Below are 15,634 nucleotides of genomic sequence, written 5' to 3'. Positions count from 1 at the left end.
GTTATGCTTCTTCAAGCGACAGGAATTACAAAATCATATGGTATACAGAACGTACTAGACGGCATAAGCCTCCAGGTAAATGAAAAGGAACGTGTCGGACTCGTAGGTGTTAATGGTGCCGGCAAATCAACTTTTCTACAAATTCTGGCTGGTGAAATGTCCTACGACAGCGGTCAAATTCATAAATCAAAAGAAACTACAATCGGGTACTTAGCGCAAAATAGCGGACTTCAATCCGACAAAACTATTCATGAAGAGATGATGGCCGTTTTCGCACCGTTAATCGAAGCCGAGGCTGAGCTAAGAGAGATGGAAGTAAGCATTGCTGATCCTAAGCTGGCAGAAGACCCAAAACGGTACGAAGAGCTGCTCGAACGATATGCCCGCCGATCAGATTGGTTCAAGGATCACGGCGGTTATGAAATGAATACACGAATCCGAAGTGTCCTGCACGGCATGGGCTTCGGCGAGTTCCCACCGGATACACCCATCGCCACTCTTAGTGGTGGCCAGAAGACTCGGCTCGCATTAGCCCGCATTTTGCTTCAGGCTCCCGATCTTCTAATGCTGGATGAGCCTACGAACCATCTGGATATTGAAACATTAACTTGGCTTGAGGATTATCTTCGCAGTTATGCTGGCGGAATTCTGGTTGTTTCTCATGACCGTTATTTCCTGGACCGGCTTGTGACTACTATTGTAGAGATCGAGCGTCATCAATCTCGACGTTATACAGGCAATTACAGCCGGTATGTAGATTTGAAGGCTGCCGAATATGAAGCACGAATGAAACAGTATGAGAAACAGCAGGATGAGATTTCAAGAATGGAAGATTTCGTACAGAAAAACATAGTGCGAGCATCTACCACGAAACGTGCGCAGAGCAGACGCAAAGCGCTTGAGAAGATGGACCGCATAGATCGACCAATGGGCGATCTGAAGAAAGCCAGCTTCTCCTTTGAGCCTGACTTCATGTCTGGTAAAGAAGTGCTGCAGGTTCGCAATGTAGCCGTTTCCTTTAATGATGGTCCACCTTTGTTTAAGGATGCTTCTTTTGAGCTGCGGCGTGGAGAAACCGCGGCACTCATCGGTCCCAATGGTATCGGTAAATCTACACTGCTGCAGTGTATGACCGGAACCCGGGAGCCTTCCGCTGGAACCGTGAATTGGGGCACGAAAGTCAAGGTTGCTTATTATGATCAGGAACAGACACGCCTTAATCCGAAAAATACGGTAATGGAAGAGCTATGGAGTGAATACCCAATGATTGAGGAAGCCAGAATCCGTACAATTCTTGGCAACTTCCTCTTCAGCGGTGAAGATGTTCTTAAGAAGATCTCCGCGCTGAGCGGCGGCGAAAAAGCACGCGTGGCATTATCGAAGCTCATGTTGCGCGGCGCAAATATGCTCATTCTCGATGAGCCAACCAACCATTTAGATTTGGTCAGTCGTGAGGTGCTGGAATCAGCTTTAATTGATTTCGAAGGTACATTACTCTTCATTTCTCATGACCGTTATTTCCTCAACAAAATGGCTGAACGCGTGCTGGAGCTTCATCCCGAGGGGATCGACCAATACCTAGGTAACTACGATGACTATATCGAGAAAAAACGAGAATTAGAAGAGATTGCGAAAGATGCCGCCGAGTTAGCCTCCAAGAACGTCAACAAGGATGCTGCAGTTCCTGAAAAAAGCACTGTTTCCTCCTTCGAAGCGGATAAGCAAGCCAAGCGTGAAGAGCGCAACCGGAAGCGGCGTATCGCTGAGCTCGAGGAAGGCATTGCCTCACTAGAGGAGTCGATCGCTTTTATAGAGAATGAAATGACTAAACCTGAAGTTTATCAGGATTATTTAGCACTTCAAGGTTATGAAGAGGACCTAAAAAACAAAAAAACTCAGCTTACAGATTTATTTAACGAATGGGAAATCCTTGCTGACGAATAATGTAAAATCCACTTCATAAATATTTTTTCATATTTCTCGATTTGTTCATAATTAGTTATCCACAGCTCTATACACAGGTTTCGTGTATAACTACCTACTAAAAAAGCCCCTTAGGGGCTCTTTTTATGCGTTAAATCGGTATTTTCGAAGTACAGGAATTATTATCCACCGAATTATCCACATTATCCACAATTCCCACAAGGTTTCATTGCTAACAAAAATGGTTATAAGGGCATTTTAAAAAGAGCTGACATTGCTGATTTTACGCACTTTTTACACAACTGAGACAGAATATGTGGATAACGTTGTCCACAACTTGACAAAAGACGTAACCGCTCCAAAAACCCCTCATTTTATGATAAAAAAGAACCCGCTATCTCTAAATCAGACAGCGGGTCTATATATATTAAACAATTTGTGTAGAGAGCAGCGCAGCGTTACAGGCTGCAATGTAAGCAATTCCTGCTGCCATGATAATATCTTGATGCGTAGCTGTGCCTCTAAATTTAAGCCCTTCCCACTCTACCATCACAGCCGCTTCCGCTTGGGCATTCTCTCCACTTCCAAGTGAATGCAGTTCAAGTCCCGCAAAATCTATGTCCTCTGTTATCCCTTGGCCTATAGCAGCGATAATGGCCTCAAGCGGACCATCCCCAGTACTAGTATGTGAAGTTTCCTGTCCAGACTTCAAATGGCGAACCGTAACAGCGGCCACCCGGCGCTGGGCGCTACCTGCCAATACCTGAACCTCGCCCAATTCATAAACCTGAGCTTGTTGTCCAGTAGTAGTGCTTACCATTTGCAGCAGTTGGTCATCACTGACAACCTTTTGACGGTCAGCGGTCTCTTTAAACGATTCATACAATGCATCCAGCTCCGCAGGCTCAAGCGTAATGCCATACTTCGCCGCCCGGTCCTTCAGCGCATGTCTGCCAGAATGCTTGCCCAGAATGATCATGCTACGTGGGATGCCCAGCCGTTCCGGATCCATGATCTCATAGGTGCTGCGATCCTTCAGCAAACCGTCCTGATGAATCCCTGACTCATGCTGGAAAGCATTTCTTCCGACGACTGGCTTGTTATAGGCAATTGGAAAATGCATTGCTCCACTGATCATCCGCGAAGTATCGTACAACTTATCTAGCACAATGCCTGTCTCTGCCCCAATCGCATCCCCGCGGGTTTCGAGCGCCATCACAAGCTCTTCTAGTGCACAGTTCCCGGTACGCTCACCTACTCCGTTCACAGTGACTTCGATCTGTGTCGCGCCTCCATCAATCGCCGCCAGACTGTTGGCTACAGCCAGCCCCAAATCATTGTGACAGTGGGCACTATAGCTTACTTTGTCCCCGCCTCTTGCTCCCAGCCGCACTCGTCGGAACATTTCCCCGTATTCATGTGGCAAGGCGTAACCGACCGTATCGGGCAGATTGATAATAGAAGCGCCTTCCTCAATGACAGCTTCAACCATTTCAATCAGATCATCGATTCCTGTTCGCGCAGCATCCATCGCCGTGAATTCAACGACATCAGAGAATTGACGCGCGTAAGCCGTCATCTCGCGGGCTTTGGCTACGACTTCAGCTCTGCTCATACGCAATTGATGCTGCAAATGAATATCAGAAGAGGAGATGAACAGGTGAATCCGCCGCCGTTCAGCATCTTGGGTTGCCCGGACTGCCGCGTCAATATCCCCTTTAACCGCCCGTGCAAAACCGCAAATTTCCACATTTCGCACCTTACGTGAAATCGTCTGTACTGCTGCAAAATCACCAGGGCTCGATATCGGGAATCCAGGTTCCATCACATCAACACCCAGATCTGCGAGCTTATAGGCCAGCAGTATTTTTTGCTCTGGGGTCAGACTTGCGCCCGGAGCCTGTTCACCGTCTCGCAGAGTCGTATCGAAAATTTGTATACGTTTCTTTACTGGAATAATCATCTGAATTCCTCCTGTTTTCCTCTTATTAGATTCCTTACCCTAGCCTATGCTTCAGCGCAGATCCACACGTCGACTTGTAGTCCTGCTAAATTCCCCACCCACTGCTGCCGGCAGCTGATACGAATGAATCCACTGCACAATTTGGAATGTGCTGAGGGTTCACTCTTGGCGTCTTATGTAGCGTTGAGTCCGTAACCGGAACCGCTTCTATAAGAACGCAAAAACCCGCCGTCTCTAATAAAGAGACGGCGGGTTACCCCTCCGCGGTACCACTCTTTTTGACGCATAGGCTATTAAAATAATTCAAGCCGTTAAGCTGCGTCCAGCTCTTCTTCCCGGTCCATCCTGAGGATATCAGGAAATCTGGGAAGGTCCGATAACGGGGACAGCCGTAGGCAGCGTACTCTTCTTTCCGCCGCTCCGCTCCCGGGCGAGATTCAAGACATCCGGTGACTGCGTCGCACCACCCCGCAGCTCTCTGTTCACCATCATTCTCTACTACTCCCGTTCCTAGCGTGTTGTATATAAGTTACTCACTACTCTAAATCCATACAAAAAAGCCTGCCATCTCATTCAAGAGACGACAGGCTGTTAACCTTCGCGGTACCACTCTTGTTGATGCTCTGTACCGGTTAAATTACTGCCGATCCCAATTGAACATCCACTCTACGGTCCAGTATGTTAGATACTCGACCACCTTTTCACGGAGGTTACCCGTAAACAGTGTACGAACGTTCCGGCGACAATTGCCGGTAATGTTTCCACCGCTCCGCTCCTAGACGAGTTCAGGTCTCCTTCGACTGCGTCGCACCTACCCGCAGCTCTCTTATCCCAGAGTATCCTTACTACTTCTGCTCATCGCGTTTCCTTGTATAATTGAACTGATTATACTCGCTAGCTCCAAATGATGTCAATAGGCGGATACAGACCATTGTTCCAGTGAGAACCCTGGGTCTGCAACCATATCCAGCGGCGTACCGCCATCATGCTGCCACTTAACGTAAGCAGCCGCTCCAATCATCGCTGCATTATCCGTGCAGTATACCGGAGGTGGAATAATTAGCTCAATGCCTTCCGCTTCACAGCGCGAGATCAATGCCGAGCGGAGTCCAGCATTAGCAGCAACGCCTCCACACAGCAATAACTGCTTGGAGCCAGTAGCTTTAACAGCACGTACTGCTTTTTCCACCAGAACCTCAACCACAGATTCTTGGAACCCGCGGGCAATACCCGCCACATCTGGTGTGAGACCTTTCATCTTACTCTGATTCACAACGTTCAGCACAGCCGACTTTAGGCCACTGAAGCTGAAATCATAAGAATCCGGCTCAAGCCATACTCTTGGCAACGTTACAACCTCCGCCGCTTCTCGTGCAAGACGGTCTACATGAGGTCCGCCAGGATAAGGGAATCCCAGTGCCCGTGCCACTTTATCATAGGCTTCGCCTACCGCATCATCACGGGTGCGTCCGATAATTCGAAACTGACCTTCCCGCTCCATATGAACCAATTCAGTATGTCCGCCGGATACCACTAGTGTCATGCAGGGATACTGCAACTCTGCCACTAAACGGTTAGCATAAATATGTCCTGCAATATGATGAGTGCCAATCAGCGGCTTGCCCCATGCGAGAGCAAGACTCTTGGCTGCTACTACCCCGACAAGTAAAGCCCCCACCAAACCCGGGCCTTGCGTAACTGCCACCGCCGACAATTGATCTGGTGTAACCCCTGCTGTAGCGAGTGCTTCCTCTATCACCAGCGTAATCACTTCCACATGCTTACGGGAAGCTACTTCTGGTACCACGCCCCCGAAGGCGCGATGCGTCTCAATCTGACTCGAGATAATGTTGGATAACACTTCAGAGCCATCTTTGACCACAGCGACCGACGTTTCATCACAACTCGTCTCAATAGCAAGTATAAGTACAGGCTGAGCTGCGCCCGTTTCTGTCTTCATTTTAATTCCACGCTTCCTTCCATATTGCCATGCTCCTCGTACTCTGGCAGATCCGCCCACATAATGAGCGCATCCTCGCGATTATCGGAGTAATATCCTTTGCGTGTGCCGGCAGAACGAAAGCCTTTTTTACGATATAAATTCTGTGCTACCTCGTTCGATACCCGTACTTCAAGCGTAATCGATTTCATCCCCACATAAGACGCCGTCTTCATAAGCTCTTCGAGCAGGCGTTCGCCCCATTTACGTCCACGATAGGCTTCGAGCAAGGCTATATTCGTCACATGCGCCTCATCCACGATGGCCCACATACCGGCATAACCGATAATATGACCTGCCAGCTCCATAACCATATATTTTGCAAAATGATTATGTGTCAACTCGTTTCGAAAAGCTTCCTCCGTCCAAGGCATCGTGAAGGCTTCCCGTTCAATGATAAGAATGTCAGGAATATCCTCCAACTTCATCAAACGAAAAACAAGTTCAGCCTCCTGAGCTCCCATTGATTCCGCTTCCGTCATTGTTTCTTTAAGCCTCCTTCTCTGCTTAACCGCAGATTGGCCTCCGCTTCTGAAATCTGAGTATAGTTAGGGATCAAACTATGGATATCATCATTCTCTACCAGAATCCGCGCTTCTCCAAGAAATCCTGTCCAGCGGCCTTCCATTTCATAAGGAACTGCAATAGAAGCACCAAGATCCTTCAATGGACGAAGCGATTCCTCGCTGCCATGCACAGCAGTCTCCCCAACAAACCAAAGAACAGCGGGCTTATTACCCTCAACTGACGCCTGTTCTAAACGTTCAGCTAAATAATCTACCCAGTCTGCCATCAGACGGATGGCATCAGGTTCAAGACGGCTAGGAGCGTTATTTCTCTCAGCTGCGAAAAGTCCGGTGTATACCTGTCCTCGACGTGCATCCATCAGTGGAATGATCCAATCAGGCCCGAAGCCACTGTTCTCATTAGCTTGTCCTAACTCTTCTTGCACCTTATTCTTGAGGGCTGTTTGATATCCGCCCCATGCCACTGCATGTAGACTCGAAATACCAACTACCGGGACATTCCATGCCCATGCCAGCGTTTTGGCTGCAGTAACTGCGATACGTGTTCCCGTATACGATCCAGGACCCACACCTACAGAAATCCCTCCCAGCATTGCAGCAGTAGTTCCCGTAGCTTGCAGCGCCTGCTCTATAATCGGCAGTAAATGTACTGAATGATTCCGTTCTCCGGAAGCATTAATTTCATGCAGTAGTTCCCCATTCTCTGTAATTGCCACGCCTAATACTGCAGTTGATGTATCCAGCGCTAAAAGCCGCTTGCGCGGCTCTGTATTCTGATTCGTCATCTTCCTTAACCCCACTTCTGGATCAGCTTCCGGCAAAGCTCACCATACGGCTCCCCAATTCCGGTCACCGAAATCATTCTTTCATCCGGCCCGACTGTTTCCATGTATATGTGCATATGCCGCGGCGGCATTAAATCCGTAATAATACTGCTCCATTCCACCAAGCAGACGCCTTGCCCGTAGAAATACTCATCTAGTCCAAGCTCGTCCGCTTCCTGAAGCGAAATCCGATATACATCCATATGATATAGCGGTAGACGGCCCTCATACTCTTTAATAATTGTAAAAGTAGGACTGTTTACGATCCCCTTTACGCCGAGATGCCGAGCGTACCCTTGCGAGAATGCCGTTTTTCCTGCGCCCAGATCGCCATCCAAACCTATAACCATCCCAGGCGACGAAGCAGTAGCTAGAGCAGCTGCAAGCAACTCTGTATCCTGGAGGCTGTATGAACGGTAAGTGAACACCGTTTCGTCTGTATTGTCCAACTACAACTACCACCTTTTAATATATACCTGCCAAAAACCATTACATTTAATTATATCGGTATGCTCCATCCACCGCAACAACTGTCCCTGTTCAATCTTACATGTCAGTATGCTTACAATAGAAAAAGAGACCTCTACGCAAAAATAAGCATAAAGAGTCTCTTTTATACAGGTTTGATTTCGCTTATTCACACACTCTGAGTAGTCATTCGTTAATGTTCTTGCTCCTCTAACCGTTCCACGCCTACTGTATGCGTATTGGTTGGTCTTGAGCCTACTTGCACCGTAGCCATTCCGTTCTGTGCATCCACATGCTCAATCCATACAGGTTCTCCATCCAAATGTACACTTACCGTCTCTTTTGAAGCATAAATATCCTGTGCTCGTTTGACGTCCACCACTGTTCTCCTCCTTTATTGTTCTCAAAGTTTACGATTCTAAGGGTGATGTATCTTCGATCGTTCGCTCTGCATCCAGCTTCTCCGAATCGGATACCTGACTAGCCTCCGGGGGAGCAATTATGCTGTCCCAATCCACTACTGTTGCCGGTATATCCTGCTCGCTCAGCGCATCGCTCCAATCATTACCTCTTGGTTCCATCCCTTTGTATTCTCCTCCTCAGCTTTAAAGGCCTGATTTTATATTTTCCCATGCTTCTCAAAAAATGCACCCGGCTAGAAAAGCCTTTCCTGCCTCATACTAACCCAAAGCAGAATAACTTAGATCAGGAGGCGTTACTCATGCATACCGTTTGGAAAGGAGCCATCAGCTTCGGGCTAGTGCATGTTCCAGTTAAGATGTTCTCCGCTACAGAAGACAAGGACATTTCTCTGCGTTATATCCATAAGGAATGCGGCAGCCCACTGTCGTATGTACGTAAATGTCCGGTGTGTGACAAAGAGGTGGCTTGGGAAGAAATCGGCAAGGGTTATGAGTATGAAAAAGGGAAATTCGTTCTCTTCGACAAGGAGGAACTGGATCAATTAACTGACGAAAGCAGCAAAAGCATTACCATTCTCGACTTTGTTGACCTGACGGAGATCGATCCCATTTATTTTCAAAAAACCTATTACTTATCCCCCGATCAGGCAGGCACAAATGCCTATCGCCTTCTTATGGAGGCCATGCGTCAAACTGGTAAAATTGGCATCGCCAAAATTTCGATTCGCTCTAAGAGCAGTCTGGCAGCTATTCGTGTGCTGGAGGATTGCCTCGCCATCGAGACTATTTTTTATCCTGATGAAGTGCGTCCGGTCTCGCAAGTGCCTGGCCTGCCCGAAGCAGGGACGGTGAATGATAAAGAGCTGGATATGGCCAAGTTGCTCATTTCACAGCTATCCACGCCTTTTGATCCGGCAAAATATACCGATGATTATCGTCAGCGCATGCTTGATCTAATCTCACATAAGATAGCAGGCGAGGAATTTCATATCGCTCCCGCTAAACAGGAGTGCAATGTGATTGATCTAATGGCTGCATTGCAGGCCAGTATTCAGGCTGTACAGCATATCCCTACAGATCCTGGACCTTCCTTAGCAGGTACCAAGAAGACCAAGACTAAAGCGGCTCCGGCTGCCAAAAGAAAAACTTCCAAGACTAAGACAGCAGCTGAGCCTGCCGATCAGCAAAACGAAGCTTCCGGACCAATTCCAGTCATCACCCCAAAACCGAAACGCCGCAGTCCAAAAAGCAAAACCACCGTATCGTAGGAGGCTCTGCCCATGAAGCTTCAGCCCATTATTCCTTTTGAACCCATACTGGCTGAGCAGCTTCCAGCAGGCAACCAGTGGATCGCACAAATTAAATGGGATGGCGTGCGCATGTTGTCCTATTCCGACGGAAGCAATGCTCAGCTAATTAACAGACGTGGCAATTACCGTACCACGCAATATCCTGAGCTTACTGATGTAGCTGCTTACTGCAAGGCTGATTCCGTTATTCTTGATGGTGAGATCATTGCACTCAAAGACGGCAAGCCCTCATTCCATGAAGTAATGCGGAGGGACAGTTTAAAGAATGGTTCCACGATTTCCGTCGTTAGGCATCAGGTTCCTGTCATTTATATGATTTTTGATATTCTGTTCTACAATGGTCAATCGACGATGGATCAACCTTTATTCTCGCGGCAGCAGCTACTAAGCGATATTCTGCTGCCGCACCCCCATGTACAGGCCGTACCCAGTTATACCGATCCTACAGAACTGTTCGCGGCTGCTCAGAGTCAGAGCTTGGAGGGTATCGTCTGCAAGGACATCAACAGTACTTATGCTCCAGGTGGAAAAGATAAGCGCTGGCAGAAACGCAAAATCATTTCGGATATTACGGCAGTAGCCGGGGGTGTAACCTTCCGTGACGGCATCGTCAATGCGCTACTTCTTGGGCTGTATGATGATAAAGGGAATTTGCATTATATCGGACATGCCGGGCCAGGCAAATTGACTGTACAGGATAAACGCGACTTAACTGCAGAGGTACAGCATTTAAAAATAGATCAAATGCCCTTTACAGCTGATCCCCAGCGAGGGAAGGGTGCTTTTTGGATAAAACCGAAGCTTGTCTTCAAAGTTCATTTTTTGGAATGGAATACCTCAGGCACTCTTCGTCAGCCGGTTACTCAAGCGAGGGTAGATCTTCCTCCCGAATCATGTACCATGGAACAAAAAGGATAAACTCTTCCCCAAAAAACGTCCTCCCGAATTTATCGAGAGGACGTTTCTTATTGCGCTGTAAGAGTCGTCACAATAGCCTCCAGCTCTGCTTTAGTCTGCGTTGTATTTTTCGTATTCGTCAGAGTATAATCAATACTTCCATCCGCACTGGACCATACAAGCTGAACTTTTAGATCTCCATGGTGAGGACCAAACACCGTGTAGACTGCTTCAACCCCGTTGATGGTCAAATTTTCATCCTGGTCACCAGGCAGCTGCGCTAAAGTAACCCCTTCCGGAAGCGTATATGCTGGAGCTGATTTTAAATTTAATCTCTCCCCATTTCGTAGATAAGTGATAGAGGTTTCTGTATCACTCCACTTAAAGCTTTGTGAAATCACTTTTTTACCAGCAGCTTGTGCTTTAGCTTTTACCTGATCTCTGAGGGCTTTATACTCTGCACTGAAAAACTTCGGAAGCACTGGATTTAAAACGACATCCTGCAGCTTATAATCCTCCGGGAGCGAAACTGGTATCAAGAGTGACTTTCCGCTTAATGAGGATAACTTCTGCGCCGCTTCATTTGTAGAACTGAATCTGTACGGCATATATCTTATACTCAAGGTTTCATCTGGATTAGATTTCTTGTCGTTTACATAAAGGACTTTAACTTCGCCCGCTTTTAAGGGAACTATATTTTCTTTGGCAATCAAAGCTTCAATCGTTGGCGATACCGGCGTGTTCTGTTCAATGGGTGCAGTAGCTTTGCTTTTATTATTACTCCCTGAAGGCACTGCGCCTGCCGTTCCACTTACCGCGCTCATTAACACTAGCAGGCTCAAACCCGTGATGGCCGCACTTTTTTTAATCATCTTTATAATATCCTCCTTTAACTTCTTGGTTATTTGATCATGCTTTTAGCTACAGCCAACATTTCATTTGTCGTCAGTTTACTGACCCGATTGTCTGAAAGGGTATATTGTATCGCGCCTGATTTATCCAGCCACACTAGCTTAGTGTTGAAGCTTGCATCTTTAGCCGAATCGGTTGTAAAAATTACTTTCCTACCGTTGACCGTCATTTCTTTCTTAGTTTCCGAAGCTCGTACAAAAGGCACAGCTCCTTCGGGGAGTTTGGCGGGCGGCACTCCAGTTACAATGCTAAAACTGGCCTTTCCTTTGGCATACAGCTGCATAGACAAGTTCGTTTGGCTCCAACTGATGATCTTGCTAAACAACTGTTTGTTGGGATCACCTGCCGCCGCTTCTGCCTTTAGTTCCTGCTCTAATTGTAAATACAGCTCTGAATCGTTTGCTACAGACGGTGGATAAATGATGGCTGTCGCCAGAGCGAAGCCCTTAGGAAGATTTCCGGGCTGTGGAGTAGCCGGGCCCTTCAACGCTTTGAATTTAGCAGCAAAGGATTTGTAGTCTTTAAAAACAAATCCTTTGCCAGAGAAGCTGATCGTATCCTGAGGGTTAGAGACTTTGTCACGTACGTAGTAGGCCAAGTACGTACCTTCCTTCAATCCTGCAACCAGGGTCTGCAGTTCCTTCTGGAGCTTCTGATCGGTTGGTACTGCAGTCAGCTGTCCAGAGGCAGCTGCGATCGAAAGGGACAAGCCAGACGCACCCCCACTCACAACTACTCCTGTTCCTAACAAGGTTGCTGCCGAGAGCACGATCAGTGTTTTTTTGAGTTCATCATTTAGCTTCAATTTCTAAATCACCTCCTTCTAATTACACTTCTATAACACTCCAGCATGAGAAAAAGGGACATTTTCTTACAAAAAAAAGAAGCCGCTCCAAGCAACCATCATGGCTTTTGGGACAGCCTCTTTTTTTGTTCTTAACATTACAAGTGACGCGCCAAGGGATGCAATATGTGAAGCACCTATAGAGTAATTGGGAATTCCTCCCTAAAATTCAGAAATTTCTGTTCATCGGACTTATAATTAGGGAAAACTTCCCTGAAATTTGGCCTATTCGGCAACGAATAAAGAAATTCCTATGATTATTAGGGAGGAATTCCCTGATTCCGTTCATTTAGAGCGAATATCGGTTATTTTTAGGGAGTTTTTCCCTAATTAATTTAAAGGACTCTATACATTGCATAGACACAGAACGTATCGCCCATAGTCCACCGTCACATATATCAGTAATCCACAAATCATCTACTGCAAGCCGCAAGTAAATCATACATAGCACATCGCCCACCGCCCCAACCAGTAGCATAGAACACTACGCGTGGCATATTGTCACATGGTACAGTAAAATCCATTACTTTTCCTATTCCATAAAAAAAGCTGCCTCCCAAGTAGATTTCACTACTTTTGAGACAGCTTCTCATATTGTACGAATAGAACAACAGTAGCTAGCGAATAAAACTGTTAGCAATCACTTGCCATTGTTCACGGGTTAAACTCTCATTCAGTCCATCATTTAGACTACGAATCGTCTGGCTGGCTTCATCATACCAATACAAAAGATTCCGGGAAGACCAAGTCTGCTCCCCCTTCTCTGTACTCGCTGCGATAAAAACTGCTTCTTTACCAGTACCTGTCATTGACCATTTTTCGGCAGTCTGACCTTCCAAGATAGACACTTGCGATATACCACCCATATAGGCGCTCTGATTTAAGGATAGTTCAATTGTTTGATCCCCCTTATGGTAGGTAAGCTCAGCACTCTCTATGGCATTCACAGCTATCTTCTCTATAAATAGCTTTTGGCCTGTTTTATCGACCTTTGCTTTTTTTTGAAATTGTTCAAGCATTTCTTTATATTCCTTGTCTATCGGCCAGTAAGGAGGAGCAGCTTTAAAAGTGGCGTACTCAAATTCATAACCATTAGCGAGTATGGAAGGCAGCTCGGGCCAGAAATCCCCAGTCCCTTTTAATTTTTTCACGAAATCTTGATGATTAGAATACACCGGAGAACTGAAAGCGAACTGCAATTGATTTCCATAGCCTAAACCTTTGGCCAACTTAGTAAACTCAGTATCATTCACATAATAAGCAGCCATTTCTCCAGCATTCAAGTGAGCAAGCACCTGCTCTTTATAAGTCGCCAATAAACTCAGATACTTCTCTATCGCAGGAGAGGTCGAAGGAATAGGAGTATTATAGTGCACCGTCTGTACAATAGCCTTCCCTCCGCTGTTCACTAGCGTAATAGCTCCATCCGGAGGTTGCGTGATATCAATTGTAGACTGGCTACCATGTTCCGTTAAATCTCCAAGTCCAGACAGCTGAAGGGCACCAAATCCGAGCATCCCCAGCAATACAGCTGCGGAGACCCCTGAGAGAAGTCTTTTTCTAAATTTAGATGGATGCGGGAGTATCTTCGCTTGCTTCTGCATAACGGGATCTCCCGTCTCTGAGAATGGCTCCCGTTCGTCTCTGAGATTCGTCATTTCTCCGCCCATCGTTTTCTGTTGATCATGAATTGCCATTACCCGATTCATAACTGCTGCTTTTACATCTAGTTCGTCGCAGTTCCTTAATGCGTCCATTTTCTTTATCATTTTCTCTTCAACACAGCTTCGTTGCCCCACCATTCCTTCCCCCCTTTCTGAGCATTCATCGTTTTGCCAAGCTTTGCAATCGTACGCCTGTATTTCTTCTTCACAGCATCCGTATTCTTATCGAGGATCTCCGCAATTTCCGGAAAGCTCTGTTCCTCAAAGATTCGCAGCACTAACAAGTTTCGCTCCTCTGTCTTCAGCTTCGCGAGGGCAAAAGTCAGATGTTCGTTAAATATGTAACGGTCCATCAACTGTTCCGGGCTTTCTGCAGGCGGATCTGGTTGAAAAAGCGCCATAAGTCTCAAATGTCTTTGACGTTTGCGGATCAGGCTGAGGCAATGATGATAGGCAATTTTATATAACCAGGAAGAAAAGCTCGCGATGGGACGATACGTGCCTATATGCTGATATGCCTTCACCAGAATATCCTGCACCGCATCCTCCGCTTCCGTGCGGCTCCCAAGTAGCCGGCTGCAATAGCGGTAAATCGGTTTTTGAAAAGCTTCGACGATAAGGGCAAAGGACTCTACTTCGCCTGCCTGTACCCGAACGACGGTGTGTTCTATCCCGTCCAAAATCAGCAAACTCCCCTTTCACATAACCGTATAACCTTATAACTCTTATGATCATCCAAAAGGGACACTTTGGAAATATTTTTTTCATGAAAAGAAACAGACTGGCACATAATACCCTCATTCCTATAACAGAAAGGAGTTTCCGAATGCCAGCAGCCATCAAAGGCACAATTACCGTAGACGGCCAAGAGATAACCATCACCAACCCAGAGAAGCTGCTATGGCCGGATTGCGGAATTACAAAACGGATCTATCTGGAAAAGCTCGCCGCCCTCTCTCCCTACCTGCTGCGCTATTGCCGCGATCGGCTGCTTACCGTTATTCGTTATCCGCACGGTGTCTCGGGAATGTCCTTTTATCAGAAAAATGCCCCTGATCCTCTGCCGGCCTTTGTCCAGACCGCTGTTCACGAGAATATTAATTATATCAAGCTGCAAGGTTTAGCTGAGTTGATCTGGCTGGGAAATCTGGCTGCTCTGGAGTTTCACCCTTCTTTGCATTATGTAGGCAGCGATCTGCCTTGTGAGTGGATGATTGATCTAGACCCGTCACGTGAAGTCGAGCCCCGGATCATGGAAGCAACTGCAATCGTAGGGACGGTCTTAACCTCTCTTGGTTTATCTTCTGTGCCCAAAACCTCCGGCGCTACGGGGGTGCAGATCATAGTCCCTATCGAGACCAGTGTTACTTTTGACGGATTGCGAAAAATTGGACACTTTGTCGGTCGTTATGTCACCGAGAAGCACCCCAATTTATTCACCTTAGAGCGTCTGAAGAAAAATCGCGGAGATAAAATATATTTTGACTACCTCCAGCATTACAGTGGCAAAACATTAGCTGCACCTTATACACCACGCGCTAGGCCGCTCGCTACTGTATCCACACCATTGCTCTGGGAGGAGGTTCGGCAGAACGTATCCCCTACTGATTTTCATTTGCTCAATATTGAGGAACGCTTGCAACGTATGGGGGATCTTCTGGAAAAAGTGCCGCCGCAGCCTGTCCAACAGCTCATCGCTAAGCTTCCATAGGGGTAAACCCCACAAACAATAAACCCCAAAAACAGCAATAAGCCCGCAGCATCAATTCACGCTACGGGCTTATCAGGCGTCCCACTCAAGGACAGAAGGTATATTGTATAAGAATACGGCATATCGAGTCTTGTTCACCGTATTTATTGCTCCATTATTCGTAAAAATAC

At 46.8% G+C, this 15,634-nt stretch carries 15 protein-coding genes and 1 other annotated feature; of the genes, 4 read left to right on the top strand and 11 right to left on the bottom strand.

The window, feature by feature from the left end:
- Positions 1-3 precede the first annotated feature (3 nt).
- Positions 4-1,944, top strand: coding sequence for an ABC-F family ATP-binding cassette domain-containing protein (locus ACDZ28_RS13455; protein WP_042124525.1), 1,941 nt, complete (start codon positions 4-6; stop codon positions 1,942-1,944).
- A 406-nt stretch (positions 1,945-2,350) separates the two neighbouring features.
- Here ACDZ28_RS13455 and ACDZ28_RS13450 read toward each other — a convergent pair whose 3' ends face one another.
- The 7 genes from ACDZ28_RS13450 to ACDZ28_RS13420 all read right to left on the bottom strand — a co-directional run bounded on the left by ACDZ28_RS13450 (position 2,351) and on the right by ACDZ28_RS13420 (position 8,285).
- Positions 2,351-3,886, bottom strand: a complete 1,536-nt coding sequence (locus ACDZ28_RS13450) for a 2-isopropylmalate synthase (protein WP_042124522.1) — start codon at positions 3,884-3,886, stop codon at positions 2,351-2,353.
- 238 nt (positions 3,887-4,124) lie between these two features.
- Positions 4,125-4,407 (bottom strand) — a binding site (T-box leader).
- Positions 4,408-4,796: 389 nt separating this feature from the next.
- Complete coding sequence (tsaD, locus tag ACDZ28_RS13445; RefSeq protein WP_042124518.1) at positions 4,797-5,846, bottom strand: tRNA (adenosine(37)-N6)-threonylcarbamoyltransferase complex transferase subunit TsaD; 1,050 nt, start codon at positions 5,844-5,846, stop codon at positions 4,797-4,799.
- The gene (gene rimI / locus ACDZ28_RS13440; RefSeq protein ID WP_076118049.1) at positions 5,843-6,367 is read right to left on the bottom strand and encodes a ribosomal protein S18-alanine N-acetyltransferase; all 525 of its coding nucleotides are present in this window, start codon (positions 6,365-6,367) and stop codon (positions 5,843-5,845) included. The genes tsaD and rimI overlap by 4 nt, the downstream gene beginning before the upstream one ends.
- Positions 6,364-7,197, bottom strand: a complete 834-nt coding sequence (gene tsaB / locus ACDZ28_RS13435; RefSeq protein ID WP_375104908.1) for a tRNA (adenosine(37)-N6)-threonylcarbamoyltransferase complex dimerization subunit type 1 TsaB — start codon at positions 7,195-7,197, stop codon at positions 6,364-6,366. Before tsaB ends, rimI begins: the two co-directional genes overlap by 4 nt.
- Before the next feature lie 5 nt (positions 7,198-7,202).
- Complete coding sequence (gene tsaE, locus ACDZ28_RS13430; RefSeq protein ID WP_375104907.1) at positions 7,203-7,685, bottom strand: tRNA (adenosine(37)-N6)-threonylcarbamoyltransferase complex ATPase subunit type 1 TsaE; 483 nt, start codon at positions 7,683-7,685, stop codon at positions 7,203-7,205.
- 212 nt (positions 7,686-7,897) lie between these two features.
- Positions 7,898-8,083, bottom strand: a complete 186-nt coding sequence (locus ACDZ28_RS13425) for an H-type small acid-soluble spore protein (protein WP_042131867.1) — start codon at positions 8,081-8,083, stop codon at positions 7,898-7,900.
- Positions 8,084-8,114: 31 nt separating this feature from the next.
- Entirely contained in the window at positions 8,115-8,285 is a 171-nt protein-coding gene (locus ACDZ28_RS13420; RefSeq protein ID WP_156114724.1) for a hypothetical protein, read from the bottom strand.
- Between the two features lie 140 nt (positions 8,286-8,425).
- Between ACDZ28_RS13420 and ACDZ28_RS13415 the strand changes: the two genes are divergently transcribed.
- Entirely contained in the window at positions 8,426-9,394 is a 969-nt protein-coding gene (locus ACDZ28_RS13415; protein ID WP_375104906.1) for a Ku protein, read from the top strand.
- Between the two features lie 12 nt (positions 9,395-9,406).
- Positions 9,407-10,354, top strand: a complete 948-nt coding sequence (locus ACDZ28_RS13410) for an ATP-dependent DNA ligase (RefSeq protein WP_076118054.1) — start codon at positions 9,407-9,409, stop codon at positions 10,352-10,354.
- A gap of 47 nt (positions 10,355-10,401) precedes the next feature.
- Here the strand turns inward: ACDZ28_RS13410 and ACDZ28_RS13405 are convergent, their stop codons facing one another.
- From ACDZ28_RS13405 to ACDZ28_RS13390, 4 genes are all read right to left on the bottom strand, one after another.
- Positions 10,402-11,205, bottom strand: coding sequence for a hypothetical protein (locus ACDZ28_RS13405; protein ID WP_375104905.1), 804 nt, complete (start codon positions 11,203-11,205; stop codon positions 10,402-10,404).
- 29 nt (positions 11,206-11,234) lie between these two features.
- Positions 11,235-12,050, bottom strand: coding sequence for a hypothetical protein (locus ACDZ28_RS13400; protein ID WP_375104904.1), 816 nt, complete (start codon positions 12,048-12,050; stop codon positions 11,235-11,237).
- A 656-nt stretch (positions 12,051-12,706) separates the two neighbouring features.
- The gene (locus ACDZ28_RS13395) at positions 12,707-13,891 is read right to left on the bottom strand and encodes a hypothetical protein (protein ID WP_375104903.1); all 1,185 of its coding nucleotides are present in this window, start codon (positions 13,889-13,891) and stop codon (positions 12,707-12,709) included.
- On the bottom strand, positions 13,855-14,433 hold the full coding sequence (locus ACDZ28_RS13390) for an RNA polymerase sigma factor (protein ID WP_375104902.1): 579 nt from the start codon (positions 14,431-14,433) through the stop codon (positions 13,855-13,857). The genes ACDZ28_RS13395 and ACDZ28_RS13390 overlap by 37 nt, the downstream gene beginning before the upstream one ends.
- A gap of 146 nt (positions 14,434-14,579) precedes the next feature.
- Between ACDZ28_RS13390 and ligD the strand changes: the two genes are divergently transcribed.
- On the top strand, positions 14,580-15,464 hold the full coding sequence (ligD, locus tag ACDZ28_RS13385) for a non-homologous end-joining DNA ligase (RefSeq protein ID WP_375104901.1): 885 nt from the start codon (positions 14,580-14,582) through the stop codon (positions 15,462-15,464).
- Positions 15,465-15,634 lie beyond the last annotated feature (170 nt).

The sequence above is a fragment of the Paenibacillus sp. RS8 genome, assembly GCF_041956825.1.
Classification (GTDB): domain Bacteria; phylum Bacillota; class Bacilli; order Paenibacillales; family Paenibacillaceae; genus Paenibacillus_AQ.
Note: the sequence above shows the minus strand (reverse complement) of the source record. Positions and strands in the feature narration are given on the sequence as shown.